The sequence below is a fragment of the Rhodococcus sp. 4CII genome, assembly GCF_014256275.1.
GTDB lineage: Bacteria > Actinomycetota > Actinomycetes > Mycobacteriales > Mycobacteriaceae > Rhodococcus_F > Rhodococcus_F wratislaviensis_A.
The window spans coordinates 2,363,032-2,383,078 of sequence record NZ_JACCFE010000002.1; the positions used below are offsets into that span (position 1 = coordinate 2,363,032).

At 69.6% G+C, this 20,047-nt stretch carries 4 protein-coding genes; 1 reads left to right on the forward strand and 3 read right to left on the reverse strand.

What is annotated here, in order from left to right; genetic code table 11:
* Positions 1-4: 4 nt before the first annotated feature.
* The 3 genes from H0B43_RS11550 to H0B43_RS11560 all read right to left on the reverse strand — a co-directional run bounded on the left by H0B43_RS11550 (position 5) and on the right by H0B43_RS11560 (position 18,997).
* Positions 5-16,750, reverse strand: coding sequence for a non-ribosomal peptide synthetase (locus H0B43_RS11550; RefSeq protein ID WP_185727761.1), 16,746 nt, complete (start codon positions 16,748-16,750; stop codon positions 5-7).
* 164 nt (positions 16,751-16,914) lie between these two features.
* On the reverse strand, positions 16,915-18,114 hold the full coding sequence (locus H0B43_RS11555) for a sensor domain-containing diguanylate cyclase (RefSeq protein WP_185727760.1): 1,200 nt from the start codon (positions 18,112-18,114) through the stop codon (positions 16,915-16,917).
* A gap of 79 nt (positions 18,115-18,193) precedes the next feature.
* Positions 18,194-18,997: an alpha/beta fold hydrolase gene (locus tag H0B43_RS11560; RefSeq protein ID WP_185727759.1), complete on the reverse strand. Its 804-nt coding sequence runs from the start codon at positions 18,995-18,997 to the stop codon at positions 18,194-18,196.
* 109 nt (positions 18,998-19,106) lie between these two features.
* Between H0B43_RS11560 and H0B43_RS11565 the strand changes: the two genes are divergently transcribed.
* Positions 19,107-20,042, forward strand: a complete 936-nt coding sequence (locus H0B43_RS11565) for a methionyl-tRNA formyltransferase (RefSeq protein WP_185727758.1) — start codon at positions 19,107-19,109, stop codon at positions 20,040-20,042.
* Positions 20,043-20,047 lie beyond the last annotated feature (5 nt).

The following is a 20,047-nucleotide window of genomic DNA, read 5'->3' on the forward strand; positions in this document are numbered from 1 at the left end:
GTGATCATCGGGCTCCGTCCGCCCATGCGGTGACCAGCGCCGACAACTCCGACGCCCAGCCACGGACCGTGACGGCGTCCAGCACGTCCGAGCCGAACGAGAAATACGCGTGCACCGGACCGTCGCCGATCGGCTCGTAGAAGCTCAGTGTCAGATCCGAATCCGGAACACCCACCGGCACCGGCATCAGGCCCCCGAGCGCGTCGAGATGACCGAGCCGGGCCTGTTCGTGGTGCACGAGCATGATCTGCGGACGTAGTACTGGCGACTCGCCGAGTGCCTCCGCGACGTCGGCGAACGGTACGTCCTGGTGGTCCAGCGCATCGAGATTCGCGGCACGGATGCGCCGCAGCAACTCCACCGGACCGGGATCGCCGCTGGTATCCGTTCGCAACAGAACGATATTGAAGAAGCAGCCCACCAGCGCGTCCAGCGCCTCCTCCGTACGTCCAGCGACCAACGACCCCAGCGGGAGGTCCGTGCCGGCGCCGTGTCGCGTCAGCACAGTGGCGAGTGCCGCCTGCAACACCATGAACAGGCTCGTTCCGGTCTCGCTCGCGAATTTTTCGACCGCACCGTGGAGTTCCGCATCGAGCTCTACGGGAACGATCTCCGCCGTCCGCGGCCCGCGCACCGTCGGGGCGGGCAGCTCGAGCCGGGACGGCATGCCGTCCAGCGTGTCCCTCCAGTAGGCGAGCTGACGGGACCGCCGGCTGTCCGGATTCCCGGGATCGCCGAGGAGTGCCTGAGACCACACGACGTAGTCGGGGTACCCGATGGGCAGCGGCTCCCACGACGGTTCCCGGCCGTCCGAGCGGGCGGCGTACGCGCCCATCAGATCACCGAGCAGCGGCACCACCGACCACTCGTCGACCGCGATGTGGTGCATCGCCAAGAGCAACGCCTGCGTGCCGTCGGCGCCGGTCACGAGATGCGCCCGCAGCGGGGCCTGCGCGGTGAGATCGAGTGGCTGCTGCGCCAACTCGAAGACCGTGCGGTGGACGTCACCGTCCCCGACGTCGACGAGTTCGAGCGCGGGCCGCACCGCGTGCCGGGCGACGACGGTGTCCCCGACGTCCACGTACACGGTCCGCAGCGGTTCGTGCCGCGAGGTGACGTCGTCGAGGGCCTGCGCCAGGATCTCCGGGTCGACGGCATCGCGAAGCTGCAGCGACAGTGCGTGGCCGGCCGTCGCCTCGGCGCCGGCCTCCCGGAACCGGTTCCAGAACCGGCGTTGCGGCCCGGACAGCGGTAGCACCTCCGGCCGCGGATCCGCCACCGTCAGTACCGGTCTGCCGGTGGCGGCGGCGGCCGCGACGATCGCGGCCAGTTCGGCCACCGTGGAACTGTCGAACACGTCCCGGATTCCGATGTCGACGGCGAATCGCCGGCGGATGCGCCCGACCAACCGCATCGACGCCATCGAGTTGCCCCCGAGGTCGAAGAAGTTGTCGTGTATGCCCACCGACGGCAGGTGCAGGATGTCGGCGAACGCGTCGGCGATCTCCTGCTGCTCCCGCGTCTGCGGCGTGCCGTCCCCGGTGAGTGCCGTCCAGTCCGGCAACGGGAGTGCCTTCCGGTCGAGTTTGCCGTTGGGTGTGAGCGGCAGATCGCCGTCCAGCACCACCACCAGCGTCGGAACCATGTAGTCGGGCAATCGCGCAGCGGTGTGCTCCCGCACCGCCCGCGGATCGATCTGCCCGGTCTCGTGACCGTCGGTCGCCGTCACGTAGCCCACGATCCGGACGACGTCACCGGCCCGATCCGCCACCACCGCAGACTGCTTCACCGACGAATGGCTTCCGAGGGCGGCGATGATCTCGCCGAGTTCGATGCGGAATCCGCGGATCTTCACTTGGTCGTCGACGCGCCCGAGGAAGTCGATGTTGCCGTCGGCGCGCCAGCGGGCCCGGTCGCCGGTCCGGTACATCCGGGTGCCCGGTTCACCGAACGGGTTGGCCACGAACCGTCCCGACGTGAGATCGGGCCTGCCGAGATATCCGCGGGCCAGACCGCGGCCGGCGATGTACAACTCGCCCGCCACCCCCGGCGGCACCGGCTGCAGACGGTCGTCGAGGACGTACGCCTGCTCGTTCGGATCGGGGATACCGATCGGGACAGCCGAATTCCAGCCGGGCTGCGCCTGCCACAGCGTGTTGTTGACGGTGGCCTCCGTGAGACCATATGCGGCCAGCAGGTTGAGTCGTTCCGCCCAGCGTCCGATCAGTTCCGGCGGCACGGTTTCCGTGCCCACCAGCACCGTGCACCCGTCCGGGACGTCGCACCCCGGCGGCAGCGCCGCCAGCAGCGACGGCGGAATGATCGCGTGCGTCACGCCGTGGCCGGTCATGAACTCGGTGAGTTCCGGTCCGGCGACCCGGGACTCGTCGGGCACGATCACCAGTCGGGATCCCGTGCACAGGGCCATCGACAGCTCGAAGACCGCGACGTCGAATCCGATCGACGCGAACTGCATCACCACCGACCCCGGCACCAGCTTCATCCGCTGCTCGGCGGTGGCGACGAGGCTGGGGATGCCGTCGTGAGTGAGGATCGCGCCCTTGGGTTTACCAGTGGAGCCCGACGTGTAGATCACGTACGCGGCATGATCCAGTCCGGGCGGGAGCTGCGGTAGCCGCTCGTCTGCCTCGGTCCCGAGTTCGCCGGCGACGGAGGCGTCGTCGAGGAGGACGCGGTCGAGTCCGTCGACCTCGGCGATGCGCGGGCTGTCCCCCACCGTGGTCACCAGCAGCCGCGCGGCGGAGTCGGCGAGCATGTAGGAGATGCGGTCGGACGGGTGGTTCAGGTCGAGCGGCAGGTACGCGGCGCCGAGTCTCAGGACACCGAGCACGACCGCGACCATCTGCGCCGACCTCGGAACTGCCAGTCCCACCACGTCTTCGACGGTGACACCGCGGCGGCGCAGCAGTGCGGCGACGCGGTCGGCGCGCACGCTCAGCTCCGCATACGTCATCTCGCCGTCGGCGTCGACCACGGCGACGGCGTCGGGCGTCGCCGCGACGTGACGCGCGAACGCCTCGGGGAACGTCTCCTCCGCCACCGGATACGCGGTGTCGTTGAAATCGCACACCACGAGTTCGCGCTCGTCGCCGACGAACACGTCGAGGTCGCCGACCCGGATACCCGGATCGGAGGCGACGGCGTCGAGGACGGTGACGTGCCTGCGGGCGATCTTCTCCGCGGTGTCCCGGTCGAACAGGTCGGAGCCGTATTCGACGCGCAGTTCCACACGGTCCTCGTCGAGGTGCTCGGTGAAGTTGAACACCAGGTCGAATTTGGCGGTGCGTTCCTCGAACGACACGGGAACGAGAGCAAGACCGGGCGCGAGCGCCGCATCGGACGTGCGGCTGTGGTAGCCGACCATCACCTGGAACAGTGGGTTCCGGGCCAGGGTGCGTGCCGGATTCACCTTCTCCACAACGGTTTCGAACGGCACGTCCGCATGGGAGAATGCCGCCAGGTCCGTATCGCGGACCCGCGCCAGCAGTTGATCGAACGTGGGGTTGCCCGACACGTCCGTCCGCAACACCACGGTGTTGACGAAGAATCCGATCAGGTCGTCGAGACCCTGTTCGCTGCGGCCCGCGACCGGCGCGCCGATCGGCAGGTCGTCGCCCGCGCCCAGGCGGTGCAGCAGTGTCGCCGACGCCGCGTGCAGGACCATGAACATGCTGGTGCCCGACGTCCGCGCGAGCGAGCGCAGGGCCCGCGTCGTCGCGGCGTCCAGCGTCGTCTCGACGACTCCGCCCGCGAAGCTCGGCTGCGCCGGACGGGTCCGGTCGGCGGGGAGAACCAACTCCTCCGGCGCACCGTCGAGGGTCTTCGCCCAGTAGTCGAGTTGGCGGGCAACGACGCTGGACGGGTCCCGCGGATCGCCCAGGACGTCGCGCTGCCACAGCGTGTAGTCGGCGTACTGCACGTCCAGCGGAGCCCACCCCGGAGCGGAACCCTGTGCGCGAGCGGCATACGCCGTCATCAGGTCCCGCAGGAACGGGCGATCCGACCATTCGTCGGTGGCGATGTGGTGCAGCACGATGGCCAGCACCTGCTCGTCCGCGACCCGGATGAGGCTCGCGCGCACCGGGATCTCCGTGGCCAGGTCGAACGGGCGGCCGACGGTCTCGGTGACGAGCCGGACCAGATCGGCCTCGGTGCCGTCGACCACCGTGACGTCGGGGCGGGCGTCGTCCAGGATCACCTGCACGGGTTCGCCGTCGTGCTCCCCGAACACGGTGCGCAGCGATTCGTGCCGCGACACCACATCGGTGAGAGCCTGCTCGAACAGCCCGGGGTCCAGGGCACCCCGCAGTCGCAGGACGATCGGGAAGTTGTACGCGACGGCGGGGCCCGCCCCATCCCGAACTGATGCTCCCTCCATCTGCTGCAGCAGCCACAGCCGTTGCTGCGCCGCGGAAAGCGGCAGATGCTCGGGCCGTGGCCGGGCCACCAGCACCGGACGCGTCGACCCGCTGTCAGCCCCGATCCGGGTGGCGAGTTCCGCCACGGTCGGCGCCTCGAACAGGTCGCGCATGGCCAGGTCGGTGCCGAGCGCGGCCCGGGCCCGACTGATCAGCCGGGTGGCCAGCAACGAATGACCGCCGAGGTCGAAGAAGTTGTCGTCGACCCCGGGGGCGGGGACTCCGAGGATCTCACCGAACAAGTCGGCCAGCACCCGTTCGGTATCGGTGCGGGGCTCCGTTCGGGCACCGCCGATCCGGCCGAGCACGTCGTCCGCTGACGGCAGTGCCTTGACGTCGAGTTTGCCGTTCACCGTCATCGGCAGGCTGTCGACCTCGACGACCGCGGCGGGCACCATGTAGTCCGGCAGCGATGCGCGCAGCGCCCGTGAGTACTTGTCAACGTCCTGCGGTTGACAAGTACTCACGACCGCGTAGCCGACCAGTCGCGGGAATCCACCCGGGCCGGAATCGACGACGACGGCAGCCTGGCGCACGCCGTCCAGCGCTTCGAGGGCGGACGCGATTTCGCCGAGTTCCACCCGGTGACCGCGAATCTTCACCTGATCGTCGGTGCGGCCCAGGAAGTCGAGGTTCCCGTCTGCGCGGCGGCGGACGAGGTCACCCGTCCGATACATACGTACGGATTCCCGGAACGGGTCGGCGACGAAGCGCTCCGCCGTCAGCGCGAACCGGTCGAGGTAGCCGCGCGCCAACCCGACCCCGGAGATGTACAGCTCACCGGGAACACCGTCCGGGGCCGGACGCAGCCAGGCGTCCAGCACGTACGCGGAGGTATTCCAGATCGGGGTGCCGACGGTGGGTGTCGCGCTGTCGGCGGTGCCGGCGCCGAGGGTGTTGATCGTGTACTCGGTGGGACCGTACAGGTTGTATCCGGCCGTTCCATCCGTGTCGCGCAACCGGTTCCACACCGAATCCGACACCGCCTCGCCGCCGAGGAGCACCAGCGGCGGCCGGTGGCGGCCGGGACCGTCGTCGAGCAGACCCTCCTCGATCAGATGCTGCGCGTACGTCGGTGTCACGTTGACGACGTCGATCTCGTGGGTGTCGCAGTACGCCACGAGCGCCTCGGCGTCGCGCCGGAGGTTCTCGTCGCAGATGTGGACCTCGTGACCTTCCACCAGCCACAGCAGTTCCTCCCACGACATGTCGAAGGCGAACGACACGGTGTGGGCAATGCGGAGGCGACGACCGCCCGCCGCGGTCACGACCGGCTCGAAGATCGCCTCGCGGTGGTTGAACTGCATGTTGGTGAGGCCCCGGTAGGGGGTGACCACACCCTTCGGCTTGCCGGTGGACCCGGACGTGTAGATGACGTACGCCGGATGGTCCAGGCGACCGGGGTTTCCGGGCGCGAATCCGCCGAGTTCCGCATCGGACAACGGTGCGGACGCGACCGCGCCGAAGTCCAGGGTGTCGACGGCCAGGGTGTCGACCGCCGCGGCGGCGAGCGTTCCGGCGACCTCCGACGTGGTGACCAGGACCGTCGGTCGCGCGTCGTCGAGCATCCCGACGAGCCGCTCGGCCGGGTGGTCCAGTTCCAGTGGCAGATACGCGGATCCGGTGCGCAGGACGGCGAACAGCGCCACCACCATCTCCACCGACCGCGGCAACGCGAGCGCGACGATCCGTTCCGGGCCCGCGCCGTGGCGCAGCAGGAGCCGGGCCATCCGGTTCACGTCGGCGTCGAGTTCGGCGTAGCCGACGGTGCGGTCACCGAACACCAGTGCGGTCTCGTCGGGCCGGAGTCGAGCCGCGTCGGCGAACAGATCGGCGATGGTCGCGTCGGGCAGCGGCTTCGACTCGAACGGCAATGATGTTGCGCCACCGGCAATTCCGCCGACCGGACCCGACAGATCTGTGGACCACTGCTCGAGCACGGTCAGATACCGCGACAGCATGGCCTCGACCCGCGACTCCGCGATCTTCCCGGGGTGGAATTCGAACTTCACCTTCACGCTCGCACCCGGTGTCACGACGACGGTGACCGGGTAGTGCGTGTGGTCGATGCTGTCGCCCCCGCTGATGTCGTGTGCGTCGTTGAGCGCCGACACCTGCTTCTCGTCGACGAAGTTCTGCAGCACGTACAGCACGTCGAACAGTTGCCGGTGCTCGGACACACGCTGGATGGAGGCGAGCCCGAGGTAGTCGTACGGGGTGAGCGCCAACCGCTCGGACTGGTTGCGGCGCAGCAGATCCGCGACGGTCTCGCCGGGGCGGAGCACCGTCCGGACGGGGACGGTGTTGAGGAACATGCCTGCCACCGCGTCGATGCCCGGGACCTCCGGCGGGCGCCCGGCCACGGTGGTGCCGAACACGAGGTCCTGCCGCCCGGTCTCGATGCCGAGCACGACGGCGAGCGCGGCGTTCATCACCGCGTTGAACGTGACCCCGGCACCGCGGGCACCGGCGCGCAGTCGTTCGCTCAGTTCCTCGGACAGCACGGCGTCGCGACGCTGCGGTGGCTGCGGGTCCCCGGCGACGGTCGCGGCGAGGAGGGTCGGTTCGTCGAGACCGCGGAGCGCGTCGGTCCACGCGGACCGCGCGGCCTCCATATCCTGCGCGGCCAGCCACTGCAGATAGTCCTCGAACGAGCCCTCGGGGGAACCGAATCCGGAGTCGTCGCCGCCCGATTCGTAGAGGGCGAGCAACTGGCTCACGACGAGGCCGTTGGACCATCCGTCCCACAGCAGGAACTGCCGGTTGATCACCAGCCGGTCGTGGGAGTCGCCGAGCCGCAGCACCATCGCCCGCCACAGCGGCGGGGAGGTGAGGTCGAACGGTGTCAGCCGGTCCTGCGCCGTCACCTGCTCGGCGTAGGAGACGCGGTCGGATTCGTCGAGTTCACGCAGGTCGAATTCGGTGATCGGGACGTCCAGGCCGGCGCCGAAGAACTGGACCGGCGCGGGGAGGCCTTCGCTGACGAATCCCGCGCGCAGCGTGGGGTTGCGTCGCTGCAGGGTGCGCAGCGCAGCGGCGAGACGTTCGGTGTCGAGGCGGTGCGCGAAGTCGAGCGAGAACTGTGCCGTGTAGACGTCGGGACCGGCGTCGAACCCGGCCTGGAAGTACAGCCCCTCCTGCAGCGGCGACAGCGGCAGCACCGTGTCGACCCCGCTCGGGCTCGCCTCCACGATCCGGTCGATCTCCGCCTGCGTCAGCGTCACGAGCGGCAGGTCGGACGGTGTCAGCATCGCCGGACCGTCGTGCTCTGCGGCGGCGACGGCCAGCTCACGAAGTGCCGTCACCCAGCCGTCGCTCAACGCCACCACGTCGGCCTCGCTCAGGTCGGGCTCCGACCAGGCGAACACGGCCTGCAGTTCGGCGCCGTCCGCCGACTCCTCGCACAGGGCATTGATCACCAACCGATACGGGCCGCCGAGATCGGCGTCGGGATCGGTGGCCAGGGAATCGGATTCGACCGCCGGTGTCCACGCACCCGGTGGGGTGTGCGGCATGCGGCCCAGGTAGTTGAACAGCACCTGCGGCTCCGAGCGCGACGCCAGCAGTCCCGCGGTGCGGGCGTTGACGTACCGCAGCATGCCGTAGCCGATGCCGCCGTCGGGGGCGCCGCGCAGCCATTCCTTGACGTCACCGAGCGTCGCGAGCGCACCCCCGCGGTTGCGCAACCGGACGGGGGTGACGTTGGTGAGCCAGCCGACCGTCCGGGAGAGATCCACACCCGCGGCGAGTTCTTCGCGGCCGTGCCGCTCGAGGTCCACCAGCAGGTCGTGGTCGCGCCCCCGCGCGGCGAGCCACCGGTCGGCCGAGAGTCGCAGGGCGGCCAGCAGCACGTCGGTGACGTCGGCGCGGACCACTCCGGGAACGGTGGTCAGCAGGGCCGTCGTGAGGCGCGGGTCGAGCCGCACGGTCAGCCGCGCACCACTGCTCACCACGGCGTGCCGGTCGGTGCCGGGCACCAGGTCGGCACCGGGCTCGGTGACCCGCAACCAGTGGTCGAGTTCGGCGAGGCGGGCCGGTTCCTGTGCCTGCTCGGTCACGATGCGGGTGAATCCGCGCAACGACGTGGGCACCGGGTCGAGTGCCGCATCCTCACCACTGTCGGCGGCCACCCACGCCATCGCGAGGTCTTCGATCAGCGTCCGCCATGACACCCCGTCGATCACCAGGTGGTGCGCGACGAGCAGCAGCCTGCCCAGTTCGGACGGGCCCGCGTCGAACCACACGGCCGACAGCATGGCCGCGGCGTCGGGGTCGAGCCGGTCGGTGGCGGCATCGGATTCTGCTGCCACCACCTCGCGCAGCGCGGCCGCGTCGAGTCCGGTGACGTCGACGCGATGCAGGTGCAGGTCGGCGGATTCGGTGATCTCGAGAGACCACACCCCCGGTGCGTGCCGGGTGAGCTTCTGCCGCAGGCCCTCGTGGTGGGCGATCACCGAGTGCAGTGCCGCTGCGAGGACGGCGCTGCTCGTACCCGCCGGTGTGTGCACGAGGACCGACTGGTTGAAGCGGCTCTTACCGCCGCTCCACTCCGAGAGCCGATGGACCACGGGAGGGGGCAGCAGGACACCGGCTCCCGTGTCGTCCACGCGCGGGGCCGCGGCGACCGCTGTCGTCGCCGCCAGCCGGGCGAGCGCGGACGGGGTCCGCTGTTCGAAGATCTGCCGCGGGGTGATCGTGATCCCCTCGCGGCGAGCGAGATTCACCAGCCGGATGGCCAGAATGCTGTCGCCGCCGAGCGCGAAGAAGTCGTCGTCGACTCCGACGGTCCCGAGCCCGAGAACCTCGGCGTAGTGGGCGGCCAGCACGACCGCCGGCCCGCTCTCACCGGCCGGTGCAGCGGCCACCTGCCCCGAAGTCATGTGCGCGGAGAAGTCCGGCGCGGGAAGCGCTTTACGGTTCAGCTTCCCGCTCGGGCCGAGCGGGAACTCCGCCAGTGTCACGAAGGCGACCGGCACCATGAACTCCGGCAGAGCCCCGGCCAGGCGCGCACGGACGTCGTCGAGATCGGCGTCACCGACGACATACCCGACCAGCTGCTGCTGACCGGGCCGGTCGGAGCGCACGACGGCCGCCGCCTGCCGCACACCCGGGCAGGCCGCGATGTGCGCCTCGATCTCACCGAGCTCGATGCGGAACCCGCGCAGCTTCACCTGGTCGTCCACCCGGCCGAGGTACTCGACCGCGCCGTCCCCGTTCATCCGGGCGACGTCGCCGGTGCGGTACATGCGGGACCCGTTGCGGGAAAACGGATCGGCGACGAACCGCTCCGCGCTCAACCCGGGCCTGCCCAGGTAGCCGCGGGCCAGCTGCGGCCCCGACAGATACAGCTCACCTTCGGCGCCGGCGGGCACCGGCTGCAGGTATCGATCGAGCACGTAGAGGCCGGTGTTGGACGTCGGCAGGCCGATCGGGACAGACGGCGCGGCCGCGTCGATCCCCTGCACGGACGCGGCGTAGCTGACGTCGACCGATGCCTCGGTGGGCCCGTAGAGGTTGTCGAGTTCCACTCCGGGCAGGAGTTCGGCGACGCGTCGGGCGGACGCGACGGGAAGCGCCTCACCGCTGCAAGAGATGATCCGCAGACCGGTGCACCGGGCCGCCGCGGGTTCGGCGAGGAACACCTCGAGCATGGAGGGCACGAAATGCACGCGCGTGATCGACCGCCGGACGATGACGTCGGCGAGGTAGGCCGGGTCCTTGTGACCGTCGGGCCGCGCGACCACGAGGGTCGCCCCGGCGAGGAGCGGTCCGAAGAATTCCAGCACGGACACGTCGAAGCTGGACGGCGTCTTCTGGAACACGTTGTCCGACGCGGTGATCGGACGGAAACGCTGCACCCACAGCAGCCGGTTGACGATGCCGGCGTGCGGTACGACGACGCCCTTGGGCCGGCCCGTCGAACCGGACGTGTAGATGACGTACGCGGGGTGCTGCGGCGCGAGCGGGATGCCGCTCAGCGGCTCGGGCGAGTACCCGTCGGCGTCGGACACCCGGACCTGCGGAACGTCGGAACCGGCCAGGGTCACCGCGCCGTCGGTGAGGACACAGACCGGTTGCGCGTCGTCGACCATGTACGCGAGCCGATCGGCCGGATATCCGGTGTCGAGCGGAACGTACGCGCCGCCTGCCTTCCCGACCGCGAGCAGCGCGACCATCAGGTCCAGCGAACGGGGCAGTGCCACCGCGACCTTCGACTCCGGCGCCACCCCGCGCTCGACGAGCAGCCGGCCGAGGCGGTTGGCGCGCGAATGCAGTTCCGCATACGTGAGGTGTTCGTCCTCGAACACGACGGCCACCGCGTCGGGTGTCCGCACGGCCTGCTCCTCGAGCAGCGCCGTCACCGTCGTGTCGGGGAAGTCGACCTGCGCGTCGCGCAGTGCCGCGTCGATCGGCTCCCGCGACGCCAGCGCGACGGAGGACACGGGCTGGTCGGCGTCCCGGGTCAGCTCCGCGAGATACGCCACGGTCGCCTCGGCGAACCGGGTCGCGGTCGCCGCGTCGATGCGGGCCGCGTCGTACTTGAGCTCGAGGGTCAGCGCGTCCCCGGGCACGACGATCAGCGTCATCGGATACGGCGGGTGCTCGTCGAAGCGGATGTCGGTCACCTGCACCGCACCCGTGGGATCGGCGACCGCGCCGTCGCCGATCGGGTAGTTCTCGAACACGACGAGCGTCTCGAACAGGTCCTGCAGTCCCGCTTCCCTGCGGAGCTCCGGCAGACCGAGGTATTGGTGGTCGAGCAGGACCGACTGCTCGTCCTGCCAGCGTGCGAGGGTGCCGGCCACCGTGTCGGCGGGCCCGAAGCGCATCCGGGTGGGGACGGTGTTGATGAACAGGCCCACCATGGTCTCGATGCCGGGCAGATCGCCGCCGCGGCCCGACACCGTCGAGCCGAACAGCACGTCCTCCCGGCCGGTGAGGCGGCCCAGGACCAGACCCCAGGTGCCGTGCACGAGCGTGCTGAGCGTCAGTCCCCGGGCCCTGGCCACCGCCGTGAGCGCGGCTGTGGCGTCCGACGGCAAGGCCGCTCGCACACTGCGGATCCCGGACTCCCCCGTGGATGCGGTCGTCGGCAGTTCCCCCGGCTCGGGTGCGTCGGCGAGCGCGTCCCGCCACACCGCGAGCGATGCTTGACGGTCCCGCGCGCCCAGCCAGTCGAGGTAGGAGCGGTACGGCGTGGGCGTCGGCAGCGCCAGCGGCGTCCCGTCGACGCTGTACAGCGCCATCAGCTCCCGCAGCATCACCGGCACCGACCATCCGTCGGCGACGATGTGGTGAATCGACTGCAGCAGAAGGAACTTCTGGGTCTGCGTCCGGGCGAGCGTGTACCGCAGCAGGGGGGCACGGCCGAAGTCGAAGCCCCGCGCCCGGTCCGCCGCCAGCACCTCGTCGACGCGCCTGCCCGGCTCCGGCGTTCCGGTGAGGTCCACCACCTCCATCGGCACCCGGACGTCGTCGCGGACCACCTGCACCACTCGGCCGTCCGACACCGCCTGCACTCCGACGCGGAGGGCGGCGTGCCGGTCGACGACCGCCTGCAGCCCGCGGTGCAGCGCCGCCGCGTCGACGGGCCCGGCCAGTTCGATCACCTGCTGCACGATGTACGGGTCCGTGCCGGCGTCCTCGAACGCCGACTGGAAGTAGATGCCCTCCTGCAGCGGCGTCAGCGGGAGCACGTCGGCGGGCTGCGCCAGCGCGTCCACGTCCGATTGCGTCAGCGACACCAGCGGGAAGTCGGACGGGGTGTGACCGCCGAGGCGGTCGACACCGGCCAGCACCCGCAGCACCGCGGTCCACTCGGCGGCGAGCGCCTCGACAGCGCGGCGGGTGAGCACACCGGGTGCCCACGTCAGCGTGGTCGTCAGCGTCGGTCCGCCGGCGCCGTCCTCGGCGATCACGTCGAATGCGAGGACGTGTCCGAGCGGCATCCGCGGGTCGTCGGCGCCGCCCATGGCGAGGGGCAGCCAGTCGACGCCCTCGCCGGCCGTCACCCGTCCGAGGTAGTTGAACAGCACCTGCGGCGTCGGGGTGTGTGCGAGTTCCGGGCTCGAAACACCGAGGTGACGCAGCACGCCGTAGCCGAATCCGGAACCCGGGATGCGGCGCAACTGGTCCTTGACCGCCTTCAGGGCGTCGGCGATGCCCGCCTCGTCCGCCGCCGCACCGGGGTCGAGCACCACCGGGTAGACGGTGGTGAACCAACCCACGGTTCGGGAGAGGTCGAGGGCGGGCCCGTCGCTGCGGCGCACGAGGTCTTCCTCGCGTCCGTGCCCCTCGAGATCGAGGAGCACCCGCCCCGGCCTGCCGTGTCGCCATCTCTGCATCGCCACCGCGACACCGGTGAGGAGTGCGTCGTTGACGTGGCCGTGGAATGCCGCCGGCACGGTGGAGAGCAGCGGCTGGGTGAACTCCGGAGGCAGTGTCACCGTGAGGGTTTCGGCGTCGCCCGCGCGATCGAGGGCCGGGTCGAGTGCACGCGAGCCGATGAGCGGGTCGGGTGTGGTCGCCACGTCCGACCAGAAGGGCAGTTCGTGCTCGAAGGCGCCCGACTGGGCGTGTTGGTCGAGCAGTTCGGACCAGCGGCGCAGCGACGTCCCGACCGGAGCGAGCTCGGGAACGCCCCCTGCCGCCGCCGCGGTTCCCGCGCGGACGAGGTCTTCGAGGATGATGCGCCAGGACACCCCGTCGACCACCAGGTGATGTCCGATCAGCAGCAACCGGCCGGGACCCGCGGTCGCGGTGAACAGGACGGCCTGCACCATCGTGCCGGCGTCCGGATCGAGCCGCCCGACGGCCGCCCGCGTCTCGTCGTCGAGTTGCTCTGCACTGTCGTCGAATTCGACGACACGCAGGATTCCATCGAGGCAGACGGTCGACGATTCCGGCACGGACAGCGTCCAGCGGTCACCGCGGACGAGCGTCGCGCGCAGGGCGTCGTGCCGCTCGAGCACGGCACCCAGGGCGGCCCGTGCGGCAGCCTCGTCGAATTCGGCCGGGGTCTGCACGAGCACCGACTGATGGAACGCGGCGATCTCGCCGCCCCGCTCGGCGGTCCGGGCGAGGATGGGGGTGCTGCGGACGTCACCGACGGCGACGTCGTCGGAGTCCACGGCGGCCGCGGACCGGCCGTCCTGGGCCCGGGCGAGCGCCTCGGCCGTGCGGAGCTGGAAGATCTCCCGCGGGCTGATCGAGAGGCCTTCGCGCCGAGCGTGATTGACCAGCTGGATCGCGACGATGCTGTCTCCGCCCAACGCGAAGAAGTCGTCGGTGACACCCACCGATTCCACGCCGAGGACGGCGGCCATCAGCGCGCACAGCCTTTCCTCGGCCACGGTGCGCGGTGCGACGTTCTCCCCGTCCGCGCCGAGGTCGGGTTCGGGCAGTGCGCGGCGATCCAGCTTTCCGTTGGGCGTGAGCGGGAACCGGTCGAGGATCACGAAGGCGGACGGCACCATGTATTCCGGCAGCTTCGACGACGCCCACATGCGGAGCTCGTCGACATCCGGCTCCGAATGCTGCTGCGCGACGACATAGGCGGCGAGATACTTCGCCCCCGCGGGAGTCTCCCGCACGACGACGGCACTGTGCCGGACCGCGGGATGCGACACGATGCCCGCCTCGACGTCCTCGAGTTCGAGTCGCATGCCGCGGATCTTGACCTGATTGTCGGCGCGGCCGAGAAAGTCGAGGGTGCCGTCCGCGGCCCACCGCGCGAGGTCACCGGTCCGGTACAACCGGGAGCCGTCCGCCGCGAACGGGTTGGCGACGAAGCGGGACGCCGTGAGCCCCGGCGCCTCCACGTAGCCTCGCCCGAGGAGGAATCCGCCGGCGTAGAGTTCGCCGCCCGCGCCGAACGGCACCGGGTTCAGGTGCTCGTCCAGCACGTACAGCTGGGTATTGGGGTTCGGGCGGCCGATCGACGTCGCGATCCGTGCGGCGTCTTCCCGGTAGATCACGTGCGACACACCGATCGTCGCCTCCGCCGGGCCGTAGCCGTGGTACAGGGTGGTGGCGAGTTGCGTGCGGAACCGCTCGAACAGACCGGGAGTGAGAACCTCACCGCCGCACCACACGTGCCTCAGTGCCCCGAGCAGGTCGGTGCCCCGCGACAGGTCGAGCAGCACGTCCAGCATCGACGACACCAGGTACACGAACGTCACGGACTCGCGGGCGATCAGGTCGAGGAGATACTGCGGATCCCGTTCCCCGCCGGGCTCGGCGACCACGAGACGGCCACCCGACACGAGCGGCAGCAGAATCTCGTTCACGGAGATGTCGAACGACAGCGGCGCCTTGAACAGCGACACGTCCCCGGTCCCGAACCCCAGGATTTCGTCGCGCTGCCACAGCAGTCGTGCGCAGACGGCCTCGTGCCGGATCATTGCCCCCTTGGGGCGGCCCGTCGAACCCGACGTGAAGATGACATACGCCAGCCTCGACCCTTGCACGGTCACCGCGGGGGGTGCGGTCGGCTGATCGGCGTACGCCCACGCCGCGAGATCGACGGACACGGCCCGCTCCCCCGCGTCCGGCACCCCGCCGGGGCCGGTCAGGATCAGCGTTGCCCCGGCGTCCGAGAGGACCGACGTGCGCCGATCCTCCGGCCACGAGGGGTCGAGGGGCACGAACGCGCCGCCCGCGCTCATGACGGCGAGCAGTCCGATCACCATCTCCGCGGAGCGCGGAAGTCCGATCGCCACCACGGTTTCCGCGCCGACACCGCGGGCGCGCAGGTAGTGGGACAGCTGCGCCACCCGTTCCCCGAGCTCCCGGTAGGTGAGCCGGGTCTCCCCGGAGACCAGGGCCTCGGTGTCCGGCGTCCGCGACACCTGGGCGTGGAACAGGTCGGGAACGGTCACCGACTCCTGCGGGCACGCGGTGTCGTTGAACTCCACCAGCAACTGCCGGCGCTCGGCCTCGGTCATCGGATCGAGCGACGCGATGGGCTGCGCCGGGTCGGCGACGAACTGCCCGACGAAGTGCTCGAGCCTGCGGCGATGCTCCTCGAGTTCGTCGCGCAGACCGGCCGGGGCGCGGAGGTCGATCTGGATCGGCTCCGAATCCTGCCCACCGCGGATGGAGAAGTCGAGGTCGCGGACCGGCCCGGTGGCCGAACCCCGCACCCACGCCGGAAACCCACCGAACGTCAGCGAGTGCTCGAACATCATCGAATTGATTCCGGGACCGAAGATCTGCCGGTCCGGATCGATCGACCGCAGATCGCGGGCGAGGTCCTCGCCGCGGTAGCGCCCGTGCCGGAGCACCGAAATCAGCGTCGTGTCGATGCGGGTGGCGAGTTCACCGACCGTCATCTCGGGATCCACCTGCACCCGGAACGGCAGGATCGTCGAGCACATTCCGGGGATGCGGCGCAGTTCACGGCCGACCCGCGCCGTCATCGGCAGCGACACCGTGAGGTCGCGGCGGCCGGTGACCCGGTGGATGTACGCCACGACCGCCGCGAGCGGCAGTCGGGTGCGCCTGATCCCGGCGTCGGCGGCGAAGGCGTAGAGCGCGTCGGCGTCGTCCCCGTCGATCTCGACGAGTGCAGAAATGGGTGTGCCTGAATAATCGATCACCTGCGGCAACAGCCGCGGCGGCTCCGGCGCGTCGATCACCTGCTGGATCCAGAATTCTCGATCGGACGCGAATCGCGCCGACCCCCGGTACTCGCGGTCCGACGCCACGAGGGTGTCGAGCGGCCACGGCGCCGCGGAGGTCCCGAGGTCCGGGCGTTCATATCGGTCGACGACGTCTGCGACGAGCAGGGTGATGGCGTACCCGTCCATGACGCTGTGGTGGTAGCGCTGGTACCAGATCACCGACTCGTCGCCGGTGCGCAGCAGGGCGTGGTGGAACAGCGGCTCTTCGCCGTCGATGTGGACCACGGTCTGCATGTCGCGATCCATCCATGCACGCGCTCGCGCGTCGGGATGTTCCTCGCCGCGCAGGTCCACGACGGTCAGGTTCCACGCGTCGGGAGCGGTCGGCACCTGGAACAGTTCGTTGTCGCCGCCCCGCTCGAAGCGCACGTGCAGAGCTTCGGTCCGTTCGACGGTCGCCCGGATCGCCGCGGCCGTTCGCGCGAGGTCGATCGCGCCGGCGACCTCGACGACGAGTGACAGGTTGTAGACCGGGCTTCCCGGATTCAACTGCTGCCCCACCCACACCTCGGACTGCGGTGCAGTCAGCGGCAGCGCGGCACGCATCGCAGTGGAGAACGCCGAGGTGGAAGCGAGCTCAGCCGGAAAGGACTGAGGGCGAGCAGCCGCCGAGTGGTCCGGAGACATGGGTGATCCGATCGTCCGTCGAGAGCGCCCGACCAACGAAGGGCACCCGAGGAGTTTAGGTTAGGCTACCCACCAGCAACAAGCCGGTTCGCAGCATCGACGGCCCCGAAGCGGGTACGGATACTGCACCAGCCTGCCTCGATTATGGGCAGACACCCAGCAATCTATTGATGCCAGACCGCGGTGTTTCCGCCGAGTCGCTTCGCGGCGTAGAGGGCCGTGTCGGCGTGGTGGAGCAATCCGTCGACCGTGTACGCCGACGTGCTGCGCGCCATCCCCACGCTGATCGTCACGACAAGCAGTTCGTCGCCGACGTCGATCGGGGTCGTGATCGAGGAGATCATCAACGTCACGACCTTCTCGACGTCGATGCCGCCGGCCTCGGGGATGATTGCCACGAACTCGTCACCGCCGAGCCGTCCCACGACCGCGGGCGCGACCATCCCCTGCGACAGGTGCTCCGACACCGCCTGCAGGATGCGATCGCCGACGCGGTGCCCCCGCGTGTCGTTGACCTCCTTGAACCCGTCGACGTCGAGGAACAGCACCACGGCCGGACCGGCGCCGGGGTCGAACAGCCGCTGCAGGTGCTCGGTGATCGCGGCGCGATTGAGCAACCCGGTGAGACTGTCGTGCCTGGCTTCGTGCAGAAGGAGAGCATGCGCCGCGTCCGCCTGCTGCTGGGCGGTGACCTCCGCGGTCACGTCACGGAAATGGACGACGAGGGTGCCGGAATCGGCTGCGGCAGTGGCCTCGATCGTCATGCCGGGTGAATACAGCGAATCCACCCGGGTCGTGTGCTCCCGCCCGGTGGCGAGAACTTTGCGGCACAGGGCGTCGAAGTAGCTGCCCCGAGTTTCGGGAAGCACGTCGGTGACGACCCGGCCCAGCATTTCCTCCCGGGACCGGCGAACGTGCCGCAGACAGCCCGAGTTGGCGTAGATGACCCGCAGGTTCTCGTCGAGGGCGAGAAACCCCAGACCCACCCGATCGAGCAGCGACGCGAGTTGCGCATCGCGCCCGGTGAGGTGCCCGAGTTCGATGACCACCCCCGTCAATTCGGAGGGGACGCCGGAATCGTCGACGGCGACGTCGATGCTGCGGGTGAGGATGTACCGGGTCGATTGGTCAGCCATCACGATCCGGAAGACGCATTCGGCACCCACCGACCCGGTCATGTCGCCGAACATGCGCCGGACCACGTCGATGTCTTCGGGATGCACCCGCTGCCGCCACTGCTCGAGGGGCGGCAGGGAACCGTCGTCACCGAATATGGCTGCAGCCTTGGCGTCCCACCACAGTGCCGCGTTCACGATGTCGTACCGGACGATACCCACCCCGAGACGAGGGACACCCAACGCCATCAGAACCTCGCCGTCTCCGTGATCGCCCCCCAGCCGCTCGAAATTCCACCCTACTCACAACTCGACGGGCGGCGGGGAGTCAGTTGGCGAGGAATTCGAGGAGCACCTTGTTCACCACTTCGGGCTGCTCGAGGTAGCCGTAGTGCCCCACGTCGGGGATCTCGTAATAGCGGGCCGACGGAATCGCCTCGGCGACCTCGCGGGAGAGGTACGGCGGAATCATCCTGTCGTCGGCGAACCCGATGGACAGGCACGGCGTCGTGATCGCCCGGTAGGCCTGACGGCGATCGAAGCTGCGATCCATCTCCATCTGCGCGCGAACACCGTTCGACGTCCGGCCGCCGCTGAACTCGAACAGGTCGAGCCAGTCGCGGGCCGTGTGCGGGTCGACGAGCGACGCGGGCGACAGGTTCATCACGGCGGTCACCGCGGCCCGGTACTTGGCCGGGAGTTCGACCCCGCTGTCGTGGAGGGCGCGCTCACCCTCGGTGAGGGTCTGCTGGAAGTAGTCCATGCGGGCATGACCGGCGAGGAAGGCCGCCTTGTGGACGAGGTCGGGCCGGGACAGCGCAAGTTCCTGTGCGACACGGGCACCCATCGAGGTGCCGACGACGCGGGCCGGGCCGCCACCGAGGTGTTCGATCAGTCCTGCCGTGTCCGCGACGAGGTCGTCCATGGTGATTCCGTCGACGCTTTCACCGGACGGCGCGATGCCGCGGTTGTCGAACGTGCAGACGCGGTATCCGGCGTCGATGAGCGCGGGCGTCTGATGAAGATCCCACACACGCCCCGGACTCCCGGTTCCCATGATGAGCACCACCAAATCGCCGGACCCCTTGACCTGGTAATTCAGGGGGATCCCGTTGATCGTGGCGATCGTCATGTTGCCTTCCTTCCATGGGCGGTTCACCAAATAAGATTGGATAGCCTAAGCTGGCCTCGAAGCCGCTCACGTGCGGCGTTGACCGACAAGCTCGTCCAGGAGGACCGCGTTGAGAGTCGCCACACTCGGATATCAAACCTGGGGTCACCGTACCCTGCAGGCCCTTCTCGAGTCCGAACATGAGGTCGTGCTCGCGGTCACTCACCCCAAGAGCGATCACGTCTACGAGCAGATGTGGGCCGACTCCGTCGCCGATCTGGCCGCCGAAAACGGAGTGCCCGTGCACATCGCCACCAAGCCGGACGAGGACTTCAAGGCCGCACTCGAGCAGGCCGACCCGGACATCGTCGTCGCCAACAATTGGCGCACCTGGCTGCCGCGGGACGTCTTCGACTCGCCCCGCTACGGCACGCTCAACATCCACGATTCGCTCCTGCCCAAGTACACGGGATTCTCCCCGCTCATCTGGGCGCTCATCAACGGCGAGGAAGAAGTCGGCCTCACCGCGCACCTCATGGACGAGGAACTCGACGCCGGCGACATCGTTTTGCAGAGGTCGACGGCCGTCGGACCGGCGGATACCGTCACCGATCTGTTCCACCGCACCGTCGACATGATCGGCCCGATCACCCTCGACGCGCTCGAGCTGGTCGCGTCCGGCCGCACGGACTGGACACCGCAGGATCGCTCGCAGGCCACGTTCTTCCACAAGCGGGCCCCCGAGGACAGCCTCATCGACTGGACGTGGCCCGCCGACGCCATCGAGCGCCTCGTCCGCGCCCAGTCCGACCCGTACCCGAACGCCTTCACCCATTACAAGGGACAGCGTGTCCGGGTTCTGAAGGCCGCCGTGTCCGAAGGAAATTACGGTGGAACGCCCGGGCGTGTCTTCATCCACGAGGGCGACGGAATGGTGATCGTCGCCGGACCCGACGCCCGCACCGGCCGCAACAAGGGCCTCAAGATCCAGCGCGTCCGGCTCGACGACGGCACCGAACTCGCCGGGACCGAATTCTTCCCCCACGGCGGCGGCTACCTCAGCTGACGCCC

What these genes read in the sequence shown, in the direction of transcription:
- H0B43_RS11555 (WP_185727760.1), bottom strand. Translation starts at nt 18,114, where the DNA reads ATGGCGTTGGGTGTCCCTCGTCTCGGGGTGGGTATCGTCCGGTACGAC.
- H0B43_RS11550 (WP_185727761.1), bottom strand. Translation starts at nt 16,750, where the DNA reads ATGTCTCCGGACCACTCGGCGGCTGCTCGCCCTCAGTCCTTTCCGGCT.
- H0B43_RS11560 (WP_185727759.1), bottom strand. Translation starts at nt 18,997, where the DNA reads ATGACGATCGCCACGATCAACGGGATCCCCCTGAATTACCAGGTCAAG.